At 71.5% G+C, this 20,931-nt stretch carries 22 protein-coding genes; 15 read left to right on the top strand and 7 right to left on the bottom strand.

Features of this window, described 5'->3' with window-relative positions; genetic code table 11:
- Positions 1–174: 174 nt before the first annotated feature.
- From AC1MBW_RS03670 to AC1MBW_RS03640, 7 genes are all read left to right on the top strand, one after another.
- Positions 175–1,074, top strand: a complete 900-nt coding sequence (locus AC1MBW_RS03670) for a sugar-binding transcriptional regulator (RefSeq protein ID WP_235477807.1) — start codon at positions 175–177, stop codon at positions 1,072–1,074.
- A 125-nt stretch (positions 1,075–1,199) separates the two neighbouring features.
- Positions 1,200–1,766 carry a type 1 glutamine amidotransferase domain-containing protein gene (locus AC1MBW_RS03665; protein WP_480025483.1) on the top strand — a complete coding sequence of 189 codons (567 nt, stop codon included), beginning with the start codon at positions 1,200–1,202 and terminating at the stop codon, positions 1,764–1,766.
- A 139-nt stretch (positions 1,767–1,905) separates the two neighbouring features.
- Entirely contained in the window at positions 1,906–2,508 is a 603-nt protein-coding gene (locus tag AC1MBW_RS03660; RefSeq protein ID WP_054147154.1) for a hypothetical protein, read from the top strand.
- A 137-nt stretch (positions 2,509–2,645) separates the two neighbouring features.
- Positions 2,646–3,854, top strand: coding sequence for a GAF domain-containing protein (locus AC1MBW_RS03655; protein WP_480025482.1), 1,209 nt, complete (start codon positions 2,646–2,648; stop codon positions 3,852–3,854).
- Positions 3,855–3,910: 56 nt separating this feature from the next.
- Positions 3,911–4,402: a nucleotidyltransferase family protein gene (locus tag AC1MBW_RS03650; protein WP_054147156.1), complete on the top strand. Its 492-nt coding sequence runs from the start codon at positions 3,911–3,913 to the stop codon at positions 4,400–4,402.
- Positions 4,399–4,743: a HepT-like ribonuclease domain-containing protein gene (locus tag AC1MBW_RS03645; protein ID WP_054147157.1), complete on the top strand. Its 345-nt coding sequence runs from the start codon at positions 4,399–4,401 to the stop codon at positions 4,741–4,743. Before AC1MBW_RS03650 ends, AC1MBW_RS03645 begins: the two co-directional genes overlap by 4 nt.
- Positions 4,740–5,078, top strand: coding sequence for a biopolymer transporter Tol (locus AC1MBW_RS03640; RefSeq protein WP_480025481.1), 339 nt, complete (start codon positions 4,740–4,742; stop codon positions 5,076–5,078). Before AC1MBW_RS03645 ends, AC1MBW_RS03640 begins: the two co-directional genes overlap by 4 nt.
- 150 nt (positions 5,079–5,228) lie before the next feature.
- Here AC1MBW_RS03640 and AC1MBW_RS03635 read toward each other — a convergent pair whose 3' ends face one another.
- Genes AC1MBW_RS03635 through AC1MBW_RS03620 form a run of 4 tightly spaced genes read right to left on the bottom strand, consistent with a single transcriptional unit; the run spans position 5,229 to position 9,582 of the window.
- Complete coding sequence (locus AC1MBW_RS03635; RefSeq protein WP_480025480.1) at positions 5,229–5,576, bottom strand: LysR family transcriptional regulator; 348 nt, start codon at positions 5,574–5,576, stop codon at positions 5,229–5,231.
- Positions 5,573–6,409, bottom strand: coding sequence for a ferritin family protein (locus AC1MBW_RS03630; protein WP_043595701.1), 837 nt, complete (start codon positions 6,407–6,409; stop codon positions 5,573–5,575). Before AC1MBW_RS03630 ends, AC1MBW_RS03635 begins: the two co-directional genes overlap by 4 nt.
- A gap of 21 nt (positions 6,410–6,430) precedes the next feature.
- A complete protein-coding gene (locus AC1MBW_RS03625; protein ID WP_082383568.1) occupies positions 6,431–8,764 on the bottom strand; it encodes an SDR family oxidoreductase in 2,334 nt (777 codons plus the stop codon).
- Complete coding sequence (locus AC1MBW_RS03620) at positions 8,761–9,582, bottom strand: hypothetical protein (protein ID WP_480025479.1); 822 nt, start codon at positions 9,580–9,582, stop codon at positions 8,761–8,763. The genes AC1MBW_RS03625 and AC1MBW_RS03620 overlap by 4 nt, the downstream gene beginning before the upstream one ends.
- 98 nt (positions 9,583–9,680) lie before the next feature.
- Between AC1MBW_RS03620 and AC1MBW_RS03615 the strand changes: the two genes are divergently transcribed.
- The 6 genes from AC1MBW_RS03615 (at position 9,681) to epsC (ending at position 16,067) form a co-directional block, all read left to right on the top strand.
- Entirely contained in the window at positions 9,681–10,460 is a 780-nt protein-coding gene (locus tag AC1MBW_RS03615) for an SDR family NAD(P)-dependent oxidoreductase (protein WP_054147162.1), read from the top strand.
- Positions 10,457–11,416, top strand: a complete 960-nt coding sequence (locus AC1MBW_RS03610; RefSeq protein WP_480025478.1) for a lysophospholipid acyltransferase family protein — start codon at positions 10,457–10,459, stop codon at positions 11,414–11,416. The genes AC1MBW_RS03615 and AC1MBW_RS03610 overlap by 4 nt, the downstream gene beginning before the upstream one ends.
- Positions 11,413–13,110 carry an FAD-binding oxidoreductase gene (locus tag AC1MBW_RS03605; RefSeq protein WP_369825287.1) on the top strand — a complete coding sequence of 566 codons (1,698 nt, stop codon included), beginning with the start codon at positions 11,413–11,415 and terminating at the stop codon, positions 13,108–13,110. The genes AC1MBW_RS03610 and AC1MBW_RS03605 overlap by 4 nt, the downstream gene beginning before the upstream one ends.
- Before the next feature lie 227 nt (positions 13,111–13,337).
- Positions 13,338–14,387, top strand: coding sequence for a hypothetical protein (locus tag AC1MBW_RS03600; protein ID WP_054147163.1), 1,050 nt, complete (start codon positions 13,338–13,340; stop codon positions 14,385–14,387).
- Positions 14,388–14,572: 185 nt separating this feature from the next.
- Positions 14,573–15,511 (top strand): cysteine synthase A, encoded by a 939-nt coding sequence (cysK, locus tag AC1MBW_RS03595; RefSeq protein ID WP_480025477.1) that lies wholly within the window; start codon positions 14,573–14,575, stop codon positions 15,509–15,511.
- 1 nt (position 15,512) lies between these two features.
- Positions 15,513–16,067 carry a serine O-acetyltransferase EpsC gene (epsC, locus tag AC1MBW_RS03590; RefSeq protein WP_480025476.1) on the top strand — a complete coding sequence of 185 codons (555 nt, stop codon included), beginning with the start codon at positions 15,513–15,515 and terminating at the stop codon, positions 16,065–16,067.
- Between the two features lie 7 nt (positions 16,068–16,074).
- On the opposite strand, the gene AC1MBW_RS03585 is transcribed toward epsC, so the two are convergent.
- Entirely contained in the window at positions 16,075–16,863 is a 789-nt protein-coding gene (locus AC1MBW_RS03585) for an ABC transporter permease (protein WP_480025475.1), read from the bottom strand.
- A 34-nt stretch (positions 16,864–16,897) separates the two neighbouring features.
- Positions 16,898–17,839, bottom strand: a complete 942-nt coding sequence (locus tag AC1MBW_RS03580; RefSeq protein WP_480025474.1) for an ABC transporter ATP-binding protein — start codon at positions 17,837–17,839, stop codon at positions 16,898–16,900.
- Positions 17,840–17,970: 131 nt separating this feature from the next.
- Here AC1MBW_RS03580 and AC1MBW_RS03575 point away from each other — a divergent pair, with 131 nt between their 5' ends.
- Entirely contained in the window at positions 17,971–19,134 is a 1,164-nt protein-coding gene (locus AC1MBW_RS03575; protein WP_480025473.1) for a sensor histidine kinase, read from the top strand.
- On the top strand, positions 19,131–19,733 hold the full coding sequence (locus AC1MBW_RS03570; protein ID WP_480025472.1) for a response regulator transcription factor: 603 nt from the start codon (positions 19,131–19,133) through the stop codon (positions 19,731–19,733). The genes AC1MBW_RS03575 and AC1MBW_RS03570 overlap by 4 nt, the downstream gene beginning before the upstream one ends.
- Before the next feature lie 18 nt (positions 19,734–19,751).
- Here the strand turns inward: AC1MBW_RS03570 and AC1MBW_RS03565 are convergent, their stop codons facing one another.
- Complete coding sequence (locus AC1MBW_RS03565; protein ID WP_054146256.1) at positions 19,752–20,921, bottom strand: acyltransferase family protein; 1,170 nt, start codon at positions 20,919–20,921, stop codon at positions 19,752–19,754.
- Positions 20,922–20,931: the final 10 nt, after the last annotated feature.

The following is a 20,931-nucleotide window of genomic DNA, read 5'->3' as shown; positions in this document are numbered from 1 at the left end:
GATGCGATGTCAGGTGATGGTGACCGACTCGTCCTGCGGGCCGGTAGATTCATCGTCGTCCCGATGCACACACGGTGCAACGGATCTGCACGAACGTGCAAGGAGGTCCCGTTGGTCGCTGGCGACACGTCCGAACGCACGCAGGAGGCGCTGCGTGCCGCGCACCTGTACTACATGCAGGACCTCACGATGGAGGCGATCGCGCACGAACTGCAGACGTCCCGCTCGTCGGTCTCGCGCCTCCTGAAGTCGGCCCGCGAGACGGGCCTCGTCGACATCCAGATCAAGTCGCCGCTCGACCAGCCGACGGCCGTGGGCGAGGGGCTGCACCGGCGGTTCGGTGTCGTCGCCCACGTCGTCCCGGTGCCCGACCAGACGAGCGACGTCGACCGGCTCGACCGGGTCGCGCTCTCGGCTGCACGAACGCTCACGCAGTACGTCGACTCGAACATGGTCGTCGGCGTCGCCTGGGGTTCCACCGTCAGCGCGGTCAGCCGGTACCTGGTGCCCAAGGCCACGCACAACACCGTCTTCGTCCAGCTGAACGGTGCGGCGAACACCCGGACGACGGGCATCGAGTACGCCAGCGAGATCCTGCGGCGGTTCGGTCACGCGTACGGCGCCCTGATCCAGCAGTTCCCCGTGCCGGCGTTCTTCGACGACCCGGCGACCAAGCGGGCCCTGTGGCGGGAACGCAGCACCCGACGCGTCCTCTCGTTGCAGGGCGCCATGGACCTCGTCGTCTTCGGCGTCGGCTCGCGCGAGGCGCACGTGCCGAGCCACGTCTACTCGGGCGGGTACCTCGAGCAGAGCGACCACGACAGCCTCGGCCACGACCACGTGGTGGGCGACGTCGCGACCGTGTTCTTCCGCGAGGACGGCTCGTCGGCCGACATCGAGCTCAACCAGCGCGCCACGGGGCCCGACCTGGCGACCATCCGGCGCACGCCGCGTCGCGTCTGCGTCGTCGCCGGCGAGGCCAAGGTCGTCAGCGTCCGCGGTGCCCTGGCCGCGGGCCTGGTCACCGACCTGATCCTCGACGAGGGCACCGCCAGGGCGCTGCTGGCCAGCTGAGCCGGTGTCGGCCCGGACGAGGAGGCGCGGGTGGGGTACGTCGCACCAGCCGCGACCCAGCCCGCCCGCGTAGACGGGAGCGGTCGCACACCGGGCCCGCGAGGGGCCCCGAGAGGAGCATCACCATGGCAAGCACCGAACTCACCGGACGCCGCGTTCTCGCGATCGTCACCAACTACGGCGTCGAGCAGGACGAACTCGTCGTCCCCGTCGCGAGGCTGCGCGAGCAGGGCGCCACCGTCGTCGTCGCCGGCGTCTCCACCGAGCCGATCGAGACGCTCGTCGGCGACAAGGACCCGGGTCAGACCGTCCGCCCCGACACGACCATCGCCGAGGTCGACGCCGCCGACCACGACCTCCTGCTCGTGCCCGGCGGCACCATCAACGCCGACACCCTGCGCACCGAGAGCGACGCCGTCGACCTGGTCAAGGCCTTCGCCGCGGCCGGCAAGCCGATCGCGGCCATCTGCCACGGCCCGTGGGCGCTCATCGAGGCGGGCCTCGTCACGGGCAAGGAACTGACCTCCTTCGCCTCGTTGCAGACCGACGTCCGCAACGCCGGCGGCACGTGGGTGGACCGCTCGGTCGTGACCGACGTCGAGCAGGGCTTCACGCTCGTCACGTCGCGTGACCCCGACGACCTCGAGGACTTCGTCCGCGAGACCTCGACGGCCCTGGCCGCCACGGCCTGATCCGTCGTCCTCCGTCGCGGCGGGGTCGGTCGTCCCGTTCCGGGGCGACGGACCCCGCCGCGGGTCTTTAATGGGACGTCGGGCCGTCGTCGGTCCGTCCCCGGCGCTCCGGCGCCCATCCGGTCGAGAAGGAGGCGCGGTGAAGCTCGGCAAGACGCGCAAGACCCCCTCGGAACCCGCGACGCCCGATCCCGCGGCCCTCGAGCGGGCGGTCGCCGAGGGTGTCCTCATCTCGCGTGCGGCCGCCGTGGTCTCGGTGGCCAACTCGATCGTCATCCGTGCCCTCCGCGACGACGAGCACTTCGACCACGAGCGCACCCGCGAGGCCGTGCGGACCGTCCTCGGTCGCCTGGCGGCGGAACAACGCGAGCAGAACGAACGCATCGGCGGCGAACGGGCGAAGGCCCTCAAGGCCAAGGGGCGGTCGCGACACCAGCACGACTACCGGCGCGGTGACGACGACACCCTGTGGTTCCGGGAGAAGACCTACACGGCCGTGGCCGAGCGGCTGGACGAACTGCAGTCCGACGACGACTTCGTGGGCGGGATCGTCGCGGCGGCGGTGGATCGCGCCTGGGGCGACGTCGGAGCCGTGATCGTCACGAAGGTGTCGGCGGTCGAGGCGGTCGACCCGGCGTATCCCGACGAACGCGACCAGCGCCTCCGTGATCTCGTCGAGGTGGACCTCGCCGAGCTGCTCGCGCAGCCGCCGCAGGCGTCGGACGCTCCGCGCTCGACCTGACGGGTGCGTTCGTCCGTCGGCCCCCGACCTGGGGCTGTCCCGGCCCGGCGTCGGGACGAGACCATTGAGGGACACCGCTCGGCCCTCACCACGCGGAGCCCTCGTCGATCAGGCCACCGCTGTGGGAGGAACCCGGCATGAACCGTTTCGTGAGCCCGCTCGTGCGCGGGCTGATCCGACAGCGCAACCGCTGGTTCGACCGACGCCTCGGGCTGCCCCGGCCCGAGGGCGTCGCGCGGGCGCACGCCCCCGGCGTCAACCCCGATCGCGTGCTGCTGTTCGGCAGCGGGCCCGCCGTCGGGTGGGGCGTCCGCAGCCACGACCTGGGGCTCGCGGGCCATCTCGCGCGGGCGGTCTCGCAGGCCACCGGCCGTGGGGTCGACGTCGACGTCGTGGCCGACCCCGCCATGCGGACGGCGGACGCCCGGCGGGTGCTCGGGGACCGCGACCTCACGCGCTACGACGCCGTGGTCGTGGTGACCGGCATCAACGACGCCCTCGAGATGACCGACGTCACGAAGTGGCGGCGGGCGTTCGTCGACCTGCTCGTGCACATCGAGACCGAGACCGGAGGCGCGAGCAGCCCCGTGCTCGTCACGGGCGTCCAGGCGCCCAGCGAGGTGACCGTGTTCCACATCGCCGGCGGTGGCCTCGTCGACCGCCACGCGGCCGAGATGAACGCGATCATCCACGACGTCTGCTCGACGCATCCCCGGGTGCACGTGCTCATGCCCCCGTCGCCGCTCTCGGGCCACGACGACCGGGACCAGCTGATCGCCAAGTACGCCCGCTGGGGCGAGGCGCAGGCCGGGATGCTCGCGCCCATGCTCGACGCGCAGATGTCGGCCGGCGGCGGCGTGGCGCGGGCGCGTCGGCACGCCCCGCAGGCCGAGGTCGACCGCGTCGAGGCGATCAGGGCCCTCGGCCTCCTCGACACCGACCCCGAGGAACGCTTCGACGACATCGTCGAACGGGCTCGGACCCTGCTCGGCGCGAGCGGGGCCGCGTTCTCGCTCGTCACCGCCGACCGACACTGGAACAAGGCCCTCGCCGGGGGCGGTGACCGCGAGATGCCCATGGCCCTGTCGTTCTGCGCCCACACGGTCGCCGGCGGCCAGCCGTTCGTCGTCGAGGACGCCTGGGCCGACGAACGCTTCGGCGTCGAGGCGCCGGCCCGGTTCTACGCCGGCTATCCGGTCGAGAGCCCCGACGGCGTCCGCATCGGTGCTCTCTGCGTCGCCGACCCCGAACCCCGGACGGTCGAGAGCGTCGACCTCGTCATGCTCCGCGAGCTCGCCCTCAGCGTGCAGCGCGAGCTCGCGAAGCAGGCCGTCGCGCGGGCGTGACGTTGGATGTACAGAAAGATGTACACGACGTGGCGCTCCGCGCTAGTCTCGTCGTCATGGAGACCTCCATCGGAAGCTCGGACGTCCTCGCCGTGGCCGACGCCCGCAGTGGCCTCAGTCGTCTCATGCGAGACTTCCGGCTCGACCCCGACCGCCCTGCCGTCGCTGTGGGTCCCCACCGACGCCCCGAGGTCGTCATCGTGCCGTGGAGCCGCTTCCTCGAGATGTCCGAGCGCCCGACGTCGGGTCGCGCGGTCGCCTCGGTGCTGGACGAGATCACCTCGCGTGCCGGTCTCGTGCGGCGCCTGGCTGGCCTGAGCCACATCGACGCCGTGAGCGTCTTCGGGTCGGTCGCTCGGGGGACCGAGACCGACGACAGTGACATCGACCTCCTGGTCGACCCGGGGGCCGAGGCGACCTACTTCGACTTCGCCCAGTTCGAACTCGACATGGAAGCCGTGTTCCAGCGTCAGGTCGACGTCGTGTCCCGGCGGGCGCTCGACCCCGAGACCGACCGCGAGATCCTGGCGCAAGCGGTGCCCGTGTGATCTCCTCTCCCGACCGCGCCGAACGCTGGCTGGCCGACCTCGACGCGGCCCTGACGGCCTCGGCCGAGCTCGTGTCCCGGGGGCGCGAGGCGTTCGACGGCGACCCGGCGCTTCCGTTGGCGTTCGAGGCACTGGCCAACCGGGTCGGTGACCTGAGCAAACGCTTGGTCGCGTACGACGGCCAGCGGTTCCATGAGGTCGAGTTCTCACTGGCCGCCAAGAACCGTGACTTCGTCGTGCATCACTACGACCGCCTCGATCGCGAGACCCTCTGGCAGACCGTGACCCGAAGCTTTCCCCTCCTGCATTCCCTCGTGCAGCGTCATCGAGTCGCACCATGAGCGCCGAACCGCTGGTCACGCCCGACGGCCGCTACCTCGTGGTGCGCGGCCGGCTGTGGCGCCGGACCGATCCACGCCTCGACGAGGCGACCCGCGCCTCCTTGGTCCACGAGCTGATGGAGGCGCGGCGCGCGAAGAAGACGGCGCTGGCCGCGGACGACGCTGCCGCCGTCGAGGACGCCCGGGCCCGGGTCGACGCCGCCAAGACGTCGCTCGGCGAACGCGGACCGGTGTGGTGGGACGACGACGCCCCCGACGAGACCCGCCGCATGGCACGGAACACGCGCTACGCCGACTGGTTCGCCACGGCCGGGTCCGACGCCGCCACGAGTTGAACGCCGGGCCGCGAGGTGCCCTCCCCACCACGAAGTGGACACCGCGCCACGAAATGGACACCGCGCCACGACAAAACGCGGTGCAGAGTCCACTTCGTGGTGTGGTGCCGTGTGATGCGGTGGCGGGCGGGCGGCCCGCCGCGGGCTCGGCTAACGGCCTTGGCGCTTCTTGAACGGTTTGGGCTGACCCTTGACGGCGGGAGTGCGGCCCTTGCCCTTGGACGCCTTGGCCTTGCCGCCGGCCGGCGGGGGTGGCGGCGGCGTCGGGGTGGACGGGCTCGCCAACTCGTCCTCGGCGACGACCAGCGCCGCCTTGCCGGCCTTGGTCAGCCGGTAGGGCGTGGCGTCGCGGTCGAACAGCTTCGCACCGAACTCGAGTTCGAGCGCCTCGATCGACGACTCGAGCTTCTGCCGCGAGATGCCGAGCTTGTCGGCCGCGACCGGGAAGTGCAGCACCTCGGCCGCGACGAGGAAGTGTCTCAGGTGGCTCGTCTTCACGCCGTGGCGACCGAACCGGCGGAGGAGCCGCCGACCGAGTCCGCGCGGATGCCGAGGCCGTCGAGGGCCTTCTGGAAGATCGTCAGACCGCTCATGCCCGGCAGGTTCGAGATGTTCTGGTCGAGCTTCACGGCGGCCTTGCGGCCGTCTTCGCCGCTCATCAGCTGGCCGAAGACGAACTTGACGTCGTCGACCTCCATGATCGACGAGCCGACGGGGGCCCAGACCTTGGACAACAGGAAGCGCGTCAGCTTCTGCGCCTTCTTGCTCGCGAGCAGACGCTCACGGGCCTGCGAGACGTAGAACGCGACGTGGCGGGCCTCTTGCTTGGCGATGCGCTTCAGCAACTCGGCGAGGACCGGGTCCTGCTCGAGCTCGGCCATGCGCTTGTAGGCCGACACGGCCGAGTACTCGTTGGCCGCGCCCCACGACATGTGGACGGCGACGAAGTCCGAGCCGACGATCTTGCCGAGCAGGCCCTGCTTGACCGGGTCGAGGCGCTCACGCCAGCCGAGCTTGAGGCGGTTGGCCCGCAGCTGGTCGTAGTCGACCGTGATGCCGTGCACCTCGAGGATGGCGGCGAGGGCCTCGCCGTGCCAGAACTCTTCTCGGTTCCACATCGTCATGAACGTGGTCATCTCGTTCTCTTTGTGAGAAGGAGTCGTGAGCAGGTCACGGGTGTAGCAGACCGTGTGGTATTCGACGTCGGCCATGTAGCGCAGCGTCCGCAGCGAGTCCGCCGACAGCGGGTTCTTGCGGAAGTGGTCGAGGTCGAGGTCGTCCCAGCTCAGTCGTTCGGAGGTCGCGGCGAACTTGTCGATGTCGAAGGCCATGTGATGTCAGGAGGCGCGGGTTCAGACCCTGCCTCCGTCTCCTTTCGCTGTGGTGCTGCTGGTGCCGCTTCTGCCGTGGGGGCCGCTGCGAGTCCAATCGCGGATGCTCCACCTTCTTCGGAGCGCCTCGCGTGCCAGATTGCTGTCGGGGTTGACCGCGTTCGGGTGCCCGACCATCTCGAGCCAGGCGAGGTCGGCGAACGAGTCACCATAACCGTACGACCCCGAGAGATCGATGTCGTTCGCCTGGGCGTACTGGCGCAGCCAGGCGGCGCGCGCCTCGTCGACCAGCGGGGGCTGTGCGAGGTAGCCCGTGTAGACGCCGCTGCGCTGGTGCATCGTGCTGGCGACGACGTCGTCGAAGAGGTGCGCCAGGGGAGTCGTCAAGGTGTCGATCGAGCCCGTGACCAGCACGGTGCGGTGCCCGGCGGCGCGGTGCTCGGCGAGGCGGGCGAGTGCGTCGGGGAGGGTGTGGCGCAGGACCGTGTCGGCGTAGCCGCGCGACCGCACGACGCCCGAGAGCCGCGCGACGGGCATGCCCTCGTACCGCCGCGAGAACGTGCGGATGAACTCGCCGCGGTCGCGACCCTCTGCCCGCAGGTAGCGCGGCAGCGAGGTGAGCAGGCTGGCGACCTCGCCGGGCCAGGCGGCCTTGCGGAACCCGGCCGAGCGCACCCAGAGGTACTGCTCGACGATGTTGCTGTCGAGCACCGTGCCCTCGAGGTCGAACACGGCCACGACGTCGTCGCGCCGCGGCAGGGCCCGCGTGTCGGCGACGGCGGCCGACGCGGTGGGTCGCACCGAGAACGCCCGGGTCATGGCGGTGATCGACGGGAAGTGCACCTCTTGGAAGTAGGCCTCCCAGTCGACGTCCGTGACGTCGAAGCCGATGTCGGCGGGGGAGCCCGACGGGAGTCCGGCGTGCAGGGCCCGCGTGCGGCGGTCGTCGAAGATGATCTCGGACTGCACGTAGTGGCGGTAGAGGTCGGTCAGGCTCTGCAGCGACTCGAGGTCGGCCCGACGGGTCTGCACCCCGGCCAGTGCCGTGCGGGTGCGGAGCGTGCTCGGCAGTCGGGTGAGCACGGCCTCGCGGACGTCGTTGACGCGGTTCGCGGTGCGGATGGCGCCCTCGACCTTGCGCACGCCCGGGAAGTTCCAGTGCGGCGCCTCGATCGACGAGTGCTCGTCGCGGGGCAGCGGGTTCGCCGTGAAGAACGCCTTGAGGTTCTCGAACATGCGCAGGATCGAGAACGGGTTGCTGCCGCCCGAGCTGGCGTGGAAGTACTGGGGGCTGCCGGCCTCGACCGGGTTCGCGGCGACGGCGAGGATGACGTTGACGACGTAGTCGACCGGGATCACGTCGAGCACGCTGTCGGGCACACCGGGGAACTCGGGCAGCAGTCCGCGGGCGTACGACATGATCAGCGGGTCGGCGACCTTGAAGCCGTCGATCCAGCCGGGGTAGGGGTGCCGGTGGGCGCTCTCGACGATCGCCGGTCGGACCACCGACAGACGGTGCCCGGCCTCGGCCCAGAGTTCTTCCGCGGCGCGCTCGGCGAAGGCCTTGGTCAGCGTGTAGACGTCGGTCCAGCCGAGCGTCTCGGCCCGGGTGCGCCCGTAGTCGACGAGACGGGCCTTGACCCAGGCGACCCGCGCCTCCTCGGCGGCCGCGGCGACCGCCTGCGGGCCGGTCTTGCCGTGTGCCGCGCGACCCTGGGCGAGGAAGGTCCGCAGCGTCTCGGGCTGGCGCGAGGCCGCCTCGACGCGGGCGCGGGCGTCGGCCGCGGCGGCGCGTTCGACGCGCCAGTCGACGGTGTGGCCGAGCGACGCCTCGGGGAACACGCCCTTGCGGATGCCGCCGACGTAGGCGGTCGACACGTGGACGACGTGCGGGTCGGTGCCGGTCTTCCGCAGGGCCTCGTACAGCCCGACCGCTCCGCCGACGTTGGTTTCGAAGGCCTGGTCGATCGGCGGATCGAACGACACCGTCGACGCGCTGTGGATGACGACGTCGAGGTCGCCGGGGAGGTCGGGCAGGTCGCCGAGACCGCTCTCGATCACCCGGAGTCGCTCGGCGAGGGCCTTCTCGACGCCCTCGGGCCCGACGGTCTCGCGCCACGACGAGAAGACCGGCTTCTTCAGCAGGTGCCGCAGACGCCCCTCGGCCGAGGTGCCGGCCTTGGGTCGGATGAGGAGGGTGACCGTCGTGCCGGGGTGCGACGAGAGCAGACGCTCGAGGATCGCCTGGCCGACGAAACCGGTTCCGCCGGTCAGCAGGACGTGCGAGCCGCCGAGGTCGACGCGGGTGGCGCCCGGGGTCTGGTCGGGCAGCGCGAGGCCGGGGAGGGAGCTCATGCGGTCAGCTTTCTGGTCACGGCCGCCCCGACGGTGGCGTCCAGGCCCGGCAGGTCGGCCACGAGCGCCCCCACGCGGTCGGCGCGCAGGTGGCCCTCGGCCCCGCCGAACACGGTGGCGTCGAAGAAGGTGCGCTCGGAGTCGGCGCGCTCCACGGCGCCGATCGGCCAGACGGCCGTCAGCAAGGAGGCGCGGGTCATCTTCACCGAGCGGCGCGAGTCGCGCAGACGCCAGTCGGCCTCGCTGGCGAAGAACTGCTCGTGGCGGGCCTTCACGACCCGGGCGCGTTCGACGACGGTGGTCAGCGTGGGGTGTCCCGCGAGCTCGTCGAGGCGGTCGTATGCCTCTCGGAGCACCCACTCGTCGACGGCCCCCGTCGTCGTGTGGACGGCGACGATGGGGGACCCGACGGTGATGGCCTGGAGGGCCCTGGTGATCGGGCCGCGGCGCTCGACGGCCTCGGAGGCGGCATGCCGCTTCGGCCCCTCGGGCACGTCGCGGTTGCGGGGCTCGCCGTGGGCCTCGAGGACGGCGTCGAGGGCGTCGGCCAGCCAGAACTTCTCGAACGCCCACGTCACGAGGAACGCGGTGACCCTCGAGTCTTTGTGGGTGGCCGTGACCAGGAGGTTGCGCAAGTTCTCCATCGTGGCGCTCTCGAGTCGGCCGAGGTGGCGGACGAGGCGCAGGGCGTCGGGGCCGAGGGGCGCGTCGCCGAAGCCGGACAGGTCGAGGTCGGGGCGCCAGTTGCCCTGGGCCGTCCTGGTGAACTCGCGGATGTCGAAGTCGGGGTCGGCGCGCGGGGCATCTCTGGTCGTCATGACAGGTGGACCTCCGGGGCAGAAATGGACGAGGCGAGAAGGGCCTCGAACGGGTCTCGATGCGCGCAGTCTGCTCTCAGCACCGTATCGTAAGCGGCATGGCTGTAGCGCTCGTCACCGGGGGCACGTCCGGCATCGGAGCCGAATTCGCCCGCCAACTCTCCGTGCGCGGCTGGGACATCGTCCTGGTCGCGCGTGACCTCACCCGACTCGACGAGACGGCGACCGCTCTGCGCGCGCTCGGCCGTGACGTCGAGGTGCTCGCGGCCGACCTCGGCGACCGTCGCGACGTCGACCGGGTGGCCGAACGGCTGGCCGATCCGACCCGTCCCGTCGACCTGCTGGTGAACAATGCCGGTTTCGGCATGCACACCCCGCTGACCTCCACCGACGTCGCCGCGCACGACCTCGCGTTCGAGGTCATGTGCCGGGCCGTGCTCGTCCTCTCGGGTGCCGCCGCCCGGTCCATGCGTGAGCGCGGCCGCGGCCGCATCGTCAACGTGTCGAGCACCGCGGGCCTGATGGCCATGGGCAGCTACTCGGCGATCAAGGCGTGGGTGACGTCGTACAGCGAGGGCCTCTCGGTCGAGCTCAAGGGCACCGGGGTGGGCGTGACGGCCCTGTTGCCGGGCTGGGTGCGGACGGAGTTCCATCAGCGGGCCGGCATAAAGTCGTCGTCCATACCCAACGCCCTGTGGCTCAGCACCGAACAACTCGTCGTCGCGTGCCTGCGCGACGTCGACAAAGGCAAGGTGATCTCCATGCCCACGCTTCGGTACAAGGTGCTGATGGGATTGGTCCGGCACGCTCCCAAGGGCGCCGTCCGCGCCGCGTCCGGCGCGATCTCGTCGAGCCGCCGCAAGCCGGTGGAGCAGTGAGCGCGAAGAACGACGGGGAGCGGCGCCGCGAGCACGCCCGCCTCGACGCCGTGGCCCAGCGGGTCGACGACGTCCGCGCCGACGTCGCCCACCGTGCCGGTGACGTCGCCCAGCGCGCCGGCGGTGTGGCCAGCGACGTGCGCGACCGCTTCAGCTCGCGGCGGCACGCGATGGCCCGCTACGTCGCGCAGCGCATGCTGCTCAAGCCGACCATCTGGTCGATCACCGACGTGACGGTCATCGACCGCGACCGGGTCGAGGGGCTCACCGGCGGCTTCATCGTCGTCGCCAACCACTCGAGCCACCTGGACGCCCCGCTCATCCTCGGCGCCCTGCCCCGCAAACTGGCGCGTTACCTCGCCACGGGCGCCGCGGCCGACTACTTCTTCGACGTGCCGTGGCGCCGTCAGCTGACCGAACTGTTCTTCAACGCGTTCCCGGTGCAGCGGGGCTCGGGGACGCCGGCCTCCGCGGTCGACGCGACCCGCGCCTCCTCGTCCGGTGCGTCGGCCGGGTCGACGCCGCAGAGCTCCGCCCGTCGGCGGGCCGCGGCCAAGGCGGCCGCCCGCGGGCGCCAGGGGCAGCCCACCGTCAGTGCTCGGTCGCTGCTGCAACGGGGCTACCCCGTGCTGGTGTTCCCCGAGGGCACCCGCTCGAAGGACGGCACGGTCGCCGCGTTCAAGCCCGGTGCCGCCGCGCTCGCGTCCGCCTGCGGCGTGCCGGTCGTGCCCCTCGCCCTGATCGGTGCGAACATCGCCCAGCCCCGGGGGCGAAGCTGGCCCCGGCCCGGCCGACTCCCCGTCGGTGTCGCGTTCGGCGACCCGATGCGGCCCCACGACGGCGAATCCGTCACCGACTTCTCGACGCGCGTGCGCACCGAGATCCTGCGTCTGAAGGACGCCAACACCGCCCGCATCCTGGGCCCGTCAGACCCGCTCGAAGGAGAACGCCCGTGACCGACGTCCAACAGAAGAAGAGCTCCGCCGTCGACGGCGTCAAGCACATGAAGTGGTGGGGCTGGGGCGTCGAGGGCGTCGCCTTCCACCACGACGACAAGCCCGCCTTCGCCCCCTTCGTCAAGAAGATCGTGGGCGTCGAGCTGTCGCAGGGTCACGACACGGGCCTCTCGTTCGACGACCTCGACGTCCCCGCCTCGCGGGCCGGCACCGAGGTGCTCGACTCGCTCGTCCAGATCGTGGGCGACGGCCAGGTCGTCACCGACGACCACGACCGGGTCGTCCACACCTACGGCAAGAGCATCCGCGACCTGATCCGCATCCGCGCGGGGCGTCTCGACCGCGTGCCCGACGTCGTCGTCTACCCGGCCGACGAGGACGAGATCCAGCAGATCGTCGACCTGGCCGTCGCCAGCGACGTCGTGCTCATCCCGTTCGGCGGCGGCAGCAACATCGTCGGCAGCCTCGAGCCCCTGCCCGCGGAAGAGCGCACGGTCGTCTCGCTCGACATGGGCCGCCTCGACAAGGTGCTCGACATCGACGAAGACGGTGGGCTCGCGCGCATCCAGGCCGGTGGCCAGGGCCCCGACCTCGAAGAGCAGCTGAACGCCCGCGGCTGGACCCTCGGCCACTTCCCGGACAGCTTCACGCACTCGACCATGGGCGGCTGGGTCGCCACCCGCTCGTCGGGCATGCAGAGCGACAAGTACGGCGACATCGCCGACATCACGAAGGGCCTGCGGGTCGTGCGCCCCGGGGGCGTGCTCTCGATCCGCGCCGTGCCGAGCGCGTCGACCGGCCCGTCGCTGCGCGAGATGATCATCGGCAGCGAGGGGCGTCTCGGCGTCATCACCGAGGTCACCGCCCAGGTGCACCGCCTGCCCGAGAAGCGCGAGATCCTCGCCTACCTGTTCCCGTCGTGGCACGACGGCCTCGCCGCCATGCAGGCCATCGCCGAGAGCGACGCGCACCCGTCGGTCACCCGCGTCAGCGATGCACACGAGACGGCGTTCTCGTTCGCCACCTCGAAGCCGGGCAAGGGCATCTCGCAGAAGGTCACCGACCTGCTGCCGACGATCCTGAAGGCCAAGGGCTGGGACGTCGACGCCATGTGCCTGTCGTTCATCGGCTACGAGGGCAGCCCCGAGCACGTCGCCCACACCCAGAAGGCCGTCGCCAAGATCGTCAAGGCGAACAAGGGCATGAGCGTCGGCAAGGGGCCGGGCAAGCTCTACGACCAGAAGAAGTTCGACACGCCCTACCTGCGCGACTTCTTCATGGACCACGGAGGCGCGGCGGACGTCTCCGAGACCGCCGCCCCCTGGTCGAAGCTGCGCCTCGTCTCGTCGCGCGTCTACGCCGCGGCGAACCAGGCGTTCGACAGCATCGGCAAGCAGGGCTGGATCATGGGCCACCTGTCGCACTCGTACCACTCGGGGGCGTGCCTGTACTTCACCTTCGCCTTCGAGCACGGTGACGACGCCGAGGCCGAGTACGACGTGGTCAAGCACGCCATCCAGCAGGCGTTCATCGACACCGGGGCGACCGTCTCGCACCACCACGGCGTCGGGCTCGAGCACCAGCCGTGGCTCGCGCAGGACGTCTCGCCCGAGGGCGTGGCCGTCATGCAGGGGCTGTTCGACTCGGCCGACCCGGGACGCGTGTTCAACCCCGGGAAGGTGACGGGCGCGTAGTCCCGCGCCGCGCCTCCTGCGCTGCCGCCGCCCCCGGCACCGCGCCGCCGCGCCGGCCCACCCCGCCACGAGATGGTCACAGCACCGCGACTAGTCGTGGTGCTGTGACCATCTCACGGTGTTTTGCGACCGATCGTGTCTCGTGCCCAGGGGTGGCCACGCAGACGCCGTCCACAGGGAGGCGCGGGTCGGGCCCCGTGGGCGGAGGGCGCGGACAGGGTGGGGGCGTGACCACAGCGCTCCCGCCCCTCGTCTTCGCCGCGACCTACGGTTCCCAGAGCAGGCACGGCACCGCTCTGAGGCGCGATGCGCAACGCGGCCTGCTGCATCGGGTGCACCCCGGGGCTTACGTCGAAGCGGCCGACTGGGCGCGTCTCGACCGACGTGAACGGCACGTCCTCACGACGAAGGCGGTGATGGCCGGCCTGTCACCGCGGGTCGTCGTGTCGCACGCCTCGGCCGTCGCCCTCCACGGGTTGCCCAGCGTCGACTGGCCGTGGGGGCCGGTGCACGTGATCGACCCCGGCCGCGACCGCACGCAGGCGACCGCGCGAGTCGTGCGGCACCCGGGCCCGATCGATGCACGTGACACGGTCGAGGTCGACGGGATCGCGGTGACGAGTGAGGCGCGGACGGCCGTCGACAGGTCGAGGACGGGGTCCTTCGCCGACGGCGTGCTCTGTGTCGACGCCGTGCTCCGGCGCGCCGCGGCCCGGGCGGGGTGTTTCGCGGTCCCCGCGCGACGTGACCTGCGTTCGTCCGCCGGTCACCGGTCGCGCGTGGACGCGGCGGCCGACGCCACGCGCCGCCTGCTGTCCGAGCGCCTGGACGGCGAACCCGGAACCCGAGGACTCTCGAAGGCCCGCCAGGTCACGGCATTCGGCACTCCGTGGGCGGAGAACGGCGGCGAATCGCTCTGTCGTCTCGCGCTCCTCGAACTCGGTGCTCCCGAGCCCGTGATGCAGGTCGAGTTCTTCGACGGCGAGGGGCTGGCCGGTCGATGCGACTTCGTGATCGGTGACGCGGCGCTCGAGTTCGACGGCAAGGCCAAGTACGACGACGATGCGATGCGTGCGGGCCGGGTGCCGTCGGCGGTGGTGAAGGCCGAGAAGGCCCGCGAACGGCGTCTCGTACGATCAGGTGGGATCAAGGCGATCGGTCGATGCGACGCCGAGGACGTCGCGCTGCGCCTTCCCCTCGCCCGGACACTCCGAGACCTCGACGTCGAGCTCAGGCCACGGCAGAACGCCAGGATGTGGCCACACCGCCAGATCTAGGCATGGCGCCGTGACCACATCCTGGCGGCGTGCTCACATCGTGGCGGGGTGGCGGGGTGGCGGGGCAGGGACGGGGGCGCGGGGGCGGGCGTCGCCGGGGACGCACAGGGGGACGGCGCAGGGGGGCTGCCTAAGATGAGCATCGATCCGTCCGCACAGACCCCGTTCACGGAAGAGACCCGCGCATGCCCGGAATCCACGCCGACATCACCTCGGCCTTCGGCAACACCCCGCTCGTCAAGCTCAACTCGCTGCCCGCCGAGGGCGGTGCCGAGGTGCTGGCCAAGCTCGAGTTCTACAACCCGGGTGCCAGCGTGAAGGACCGCCTCGGCGTCGCCATCGTCGACGCGGCCGAGGCGTCCGGCGACCTGAAGCCCGGCGGGACGATCGTCGAGGGCTCGAGCGGCAACACCGGCATCTCGCTGGCCCTGGTCGGCGCCGCCCGCGGCTACCAGGTGATCGTCACGATGCCCGAGACGATGAGCGTCGAACGACGCACCGTCATGAAGGCCTACGGCGCGAAGATCGTCCTGACCCCCGGTCCCGAGGGCATGAAGGGCGCCGTCGAGCGAGCGAAGCAGATCGCGGCCGAGACCGAGAACGCGATCTGGGCGCAGCAGTTCGAGACCCGGGCCAACGCCGAGATCCACCGCCGCACGACCGCGCCCGAGATCCTGCGCGACACCGACGGGAAGATCGACTTCTTCGTCGCGGGCGTCGGCACCGGCGGCACGATCACGGGCGTCGGGCAGGTGCTGCACGAGAAGGTTCCCGGCGTGAAGGTCGTCGCCGTCGAGCCCGCCGACTCGCCCTTGCTGAGCGAGGGCAAGGCCGGGCCGCACAAGATCCAGGGCATCGGGGCGAACTTCGTGCCCGAGGTGCTCGACCGCTCGCAGATCGACGAGGTCTTCCCCGTCCAGCTCGACGACGCCCTGCGCGTCGCGCGCGACCTCGCCACGAGAGAGGGCATCCTCTCGGGCATCTCGTCCGGCGCGATCATCCACGCCGCACTCGAGATCGCGAAGCGGCCTGAGAACGCCGGCAAGCGCATCGTCGCGATCGTCTGCGACACCGGGGAGCGCTACCTGTCGACGGTGCTCTACCAGGACCTCGCGGACGCCTAGGGTGCAGCTGGTCGCCCGCCTCCGCGAAGACCTCGACACCGTCCGGAGGCGCGACCCGGCTGCCCGAGGACGCCTCGAGACCGCTCTGGTCTACTCGGGCCTGCACGCGGTGTGGGCGCACCGCGTGACCTCGCGACTGTGGCGTGCGGGGCCGGCACCGCGCCTCCTCGGCTCACGGTTCGCCGCGCGTGTGCTCTCGCAGGTGGCCCGCACGCTGACCGGTGTCGAGATCCACCCCGGGGCGCGCCTCGGGGCCCGCCTGTTCATCGACCACGGCATGGGCGTCGTGATCGGCGAGACGGCGGTGGTCGGTGACGACTGCACGATCTTCCACGGCGTGACCCTCGGGGGCAAAGGACGAGGAGGCGCGCTCGGCCGCCGGCACCCCACCGTCGGTGACGGCGTGATGATCGGTGCCGGGGCCGCCGTGCTCGGCGGCGTCACCGTGGGCAGCGGCAGCGTCGTCGGAGCCAACGCCGTCGTGACGAAGGACGTCCCGCCCGGGTCCGTCGCGGTGGGCGTGCCCGCGATCGCCCGGCCGCGCGCCGAGGCCTGAGCCCACCTCAGTGGCGAGGCTCCCAGCGGAACAGGCGCATCCCGGCGACGACGGCCACTGCGGCCCAGACCAGCGTGGGGGCGAGCAGCACCGGGACGACCGACAGGTCGCCGCCGTTCCAGGCGAGGACGGCGAGTTCCATGAGTCCGCCACCGGGCAGCAGACGCTTCAGCCAGAGCAGGCCGTCGGCGCCGGTGATCGTCCACCAGATGGCGACGCCGAGCGTGACCATGAAGATCGGCATGGTCGTGTACTGCGCGTGCTCGGGTGAGGTGCTGAAGCCGGCCGTCGCGAACGCGAATCCGGCGAACATGATCTCGGCGATGACCACGGCGGTGATCACCAACACCGGGCTGACCGGTGGTTCGCGCACGGCGAGGATGCCGAGCACGATCACGATCTGCGCCAGGCTGACCGCCATGGCGGGGAGCACGAGTCCCGCGATGATCCCGGTGTCGCTCACCGAACCGCTGCGCAGCCGCTTCAAGTAGAGGGACTGTCGACGGGCCGCCAGCGTCGTCGTCGCGGTGATGTAGACCCCGAGGCCCACCATGCCCACGATCTGTACGCCCGCGAGCATGCCGCCCGTGCCGTAGAGGTCGAACAGGAACGCGCCGGCTCCGAACGCGAGGGGCAAGAGCAGGGCCGAGAGCGCGACGGTGCGGTTGCGCACCAGCATCCGCAACTCGGCGACGCCGATGGCGACGGGACCCGACCTGTTCGAGGCGGAGGAAGACGTGCCGACGGGTCCGGTCGGCCCCGTCGAGGCGGGGGAGGCGGTGGTCACGGAAGTCATGAGGGGTCCTTTCGAGGACGGCGGATCGAGGGGGTCAGGAGGCACGGCTGAGGTCGCGGAACACGTCGTCGAGTCCCGACTCGTGCACGGTGAAGCGGGCCAGGGTGTGGTCGGCGTCAGCCGCCCAGCGCAGCAGCGTCGCGACGTCGCGCTGGGCGTCGTCGGTCTCGACGACCACGAGATCGTTCTCGGTGCGGGTGATCGGCAACGGGAGGTCGTCGATCGCGGCAGGGGCGACGAACCGGATGCTCGTCGTGCTCCCGGCCGTCAGGTCGGCGACCCTGCCCTCGCGGCGGATCGTGCCCGCGTGCATCAGGCCGATGCGGTCGGCGTTCTCGGCCGCCTCCTCGAGGTAGTGGGTCGTCAGGACGAAGGTGACCCCCGCCTCCCGCAGCTCGGCGACGACGGCCCAGAGGGCGTCGCGGGCAGCCGGGTCGAGGCCGGTCGTCGGCTCGTCGAGGAAGACCAGCTCGGGGGTGCCCCAGACCGCGGCGGCGAAGTCGACGCGGCGGCGCTCGCCGCCCGACAGCTGGGCGACCCGGGCGCGGGCCTTGTGGTGGATGCCGACCAGGCCGAGCACCCGGTCGACGTCGTCGTCGCGGCGCGAGACGGCGCCCGCGAGCCGCACGCTCTCGCGCACGGTCAGTTCGGGGGCGAGGCCGGAGTCCTGCAGCATCATGCCGATGCGGGGGCGCGTCCGGCGGCGATCGGTCGGGTCGCTGCCCAGCACCCGCACGGTGCCGCCGGTGGCCTCTCGATGGCCCTCGAGCACCTCGAGGGTCGTGGTCTTGCCGGCTCCGTTGGTACCGAGCAGCGCGTAGAGCTCGCCCCGGCGCACCGTGAGATCGACGCCGTCGACCGCGGTGAACGACCCGTACGAGCAGGTGAGGCCCCGTGCCGAGATCACGGTGTCGGCCTCGTCGGCCGGGTGACGGGTGACGGCCGGGCGGGGCGTGGTGTCGATGGAGTTCGTCATGGTTCCGACGATCTCGCGTCCGGCGCCGCCGTCGTAGTGCCACGGCGCCACCAGTTCGACGTGACATCGGTCACGCACAGGCGTGACATCGGGCGGGTCCGTCCGCGAGGACGCTCCGTTAGCGTGGGGTCATGTCCCGCCGCACGCTGACCGCTCGTACCGCGAGCCTCGTCACGGGCTCTCGACTCCCACCACTGGCACGCATGCGGCGCTACGTGACCTGGTCGTTCGTCGGGTTGGCAGCGTTCTACACGGTGGTCTTCGGCGCGATGCTGATCGCCGAGGGGGCGTCACCGGTGCTCGTGGTCGTCGTCGGCGTCGTGGGCGCGCTGGTCACGGCCCAGTCGTTCTTCTGGGAGCGGCGAGGCCCGTGGTGGCTCACCGTCACCACCCTGGCCGCTTCGTACGGTCTCTGGCTGACGGTGCCCTTCGGCGAGCAGAATCCCGTGGTGCTGTTCTTCTTCGGGATCACGCTCGGCTACGTCACCACGACGGCGCCGCTCACCGCCCCGCGGTGGCTGGTCGTCGGCCTCGTGCTCGCCCTGGTGCCGATCGCGCTCACCTCGGCCGACGATCCGCGCGCGGCGGTGGCCCAGCTCGTGGCCGTCGCGATCGCCGTGCTCGCGATGTACGGCGTCTGTCGGCTCAACCGGTACGCCTTCGACCTCTACCTCGAGATCGACCTCGCCCGCGAGACGCAGTCCGAGCTCGCCGTGATGCAGGAGCGCTACCGCTTCTCGGTCGATCTCCACGACATCCAGGGGCAGGCCCTGCACGTCAGCCGCCTGCAGCTGCAACTGGCCGACAAGACCCTCGACCGCGACCCCGTCGCCGCGCGCCAGCACCTCCGCGAGGCCGAGCAGTTGATCGTGCAGACCATCGCCGAGACCCGCCGTCTGGCCTACGGCGAACGCACCCTCACGCTCGCCGGCGAACTGGCCAACTCGACCGAGCTCATCCGCGCTGCGGGCATCGAGCTCGAGGTCACGGGCGTCCCTCCCGTCGGGCACCCGGCCGACGACCTGTTCGGTCACGTCGTGCGCGAGGCCACCACGAACCTGCTGCGGCACGCCCAGGCCGAGCGGGTCACCATCGTGCTCGGCCCCGAGTCGGTCCAGGTGGTCAACGACGGCGCGGCCGAACCGATGCGAGGGCTCAGCGGCCTGGCCCGCCTCGGCGAACGGTTCGGCGAGGTCGGCGGCACCGTGACCACCCGGCAGGTCGACGCCGAGTTCCGGGTCGAGGCCCGCGCGGCCGGGACACCCGCTGCGGCGCTGCGTGGGGGTGCGGCGTGATCCGGGTGCTGCTCGCCGACGACGAGACCCTGCTCCGCCGGTCGATCGCCGCCCTGCTCGACCTGAGCGACACCGTCGAGGTCGTCGCCCAGGCCGCCGACGGCACCGAGGCGGTGGCGCTCGCAGCCCTCCACCAGCCCGACGTGGTGCTGCTCGACCTCGAGATGCCCGGCATGGACGGCATCGACGCGGCGATCGCCATCCTGGGCGGACGACCCGACCAGGCGGTCGTGCTGCTGACCCGTCACGGTCGCCCGGGCGTGCTCCGGCGGGCTCTCCGAGCCGGGGTGCGAGGATTCCTGCCGAAGTCGGTCGACCCCGACGAACTCGAGAGGGTGATCGTGCAGGTGCACGGCGGCCGTCGCTACATCGACGCCGACATCTCGGCGTCGGCGATGATGGACGACTGCCCGCTGACCGAGCGCGAGCTCGACACGCTGCGCCTGACGACCGACGGGTTCTCGGTCCGCGAGATCAGCGCCCGGCTGCACCTCGCCTCGGGCACGGTGCGCAACTACCTGTCGTCGGCCATGCAGAAGACCGGCAGCTCGTCGCGTCACACCGCCGCCCGGGTCGCTCGCGAACGCGGCTGGCTCTGACGCCGGGTCCGTCGAGCGTCAGGCGTTCGTGAGCTCGCGGTCGCGCGCGACGGACGAGGAGGCGCGGCGCGGCTCCCGGGGCTCGAAGCGCCCCTTGAGCTTCAGGGCGGGCTTCTCCACGACGTGGTGCGAGAGCACCGACGTGCCGATCGCCGCCGCGAGCACGAGGACGACGCCGAGGGCACCCTGGACGTACGGCTCGAGGAGCGCGATGAAGACGACGTGCCAGAGGTAGAGCGGGTACGAGACGGCCCGTCCGAACCAGGCGACCGGGGCGAGGGACAGCACCCAGGCGACCGGCGACGACGCCGTGACGAGCCCGCCGATCAACAGCATCGAGGCGAGGCCCACCGCGGGCAGCGCGACCGCGAAGGTCACGACGCTCTGCTGCCAGCCCGATCCGATGGCGAACAACGAGCCCACGACCCCGGCGAGCCCGAGCCAGGTGGCCAGCGCGCCCCATCGGCCGGCCAGGGCGGCCCGCACGCGGTCGGACCGCAGGACGATCGCCAGCACGCAGCCCATCAACAGGGGGGCCACGTTGAGGACGGGGCTGAAGTAGACGTCGGGCGTCGCGCTGCCCGAGGGACGGTCGTACAGGAACCAGGTCGCGACGGCCGAGGCGACGACGACGACCGAGAGTCCGGCGACCAGGGCCTTGCGCTTGACCGCGACGGCGAGCAGCAGGACGAGCACCGGCGGCCAGACGAGGTAGAACTGCTCTTCCATCGACAGGCTCCACATCGGGGCGAAGACGCCCTGCGAGGTGTCGAAGAAGGCCCGGGCGATGTTGCCCGAGTAGGTCAGGGCGATGACGGCGGCCCCGACGGGGCCGAGCGTCGAGCCCTGGTAGTCGCCGACGAGCCACCACAGCGAGACTCCGACCACGACGACGGCGAGCAACGTCGGGTACAGCCGGAGCAGGCGACGGACCCAGAACCGGCCGAGCCGGATGCGTCCCGTCGAGGCGTGCTCGCGCAGCAGCAGGGTGGTGATCAGGTAGCCCGACAGCACGAAGAACACGTTGACGCCCACGAACCCGCTGCCGAAACCCGGCACGTGCAGGTGGTACAGCACGACGAGCGCGATGGCCAGGGTGCGCAGGCCGTCGAGCGGCAGGACCCGGTCTCGACGGGTGGTCGAGACGGGGCGGACGGTCGGCTCTGTGGTCGGCAGGGCTGAGGGCATCGTTGCAGTG

Source organism: Frigoribacterium sp. AP1 (assembly GCF_056680555.1).
The sequence above is the reverse complement of the archived record's forward strand: the minus strand, read 5'-3'. Positions and strand labels throughout refer to the sequence as shown.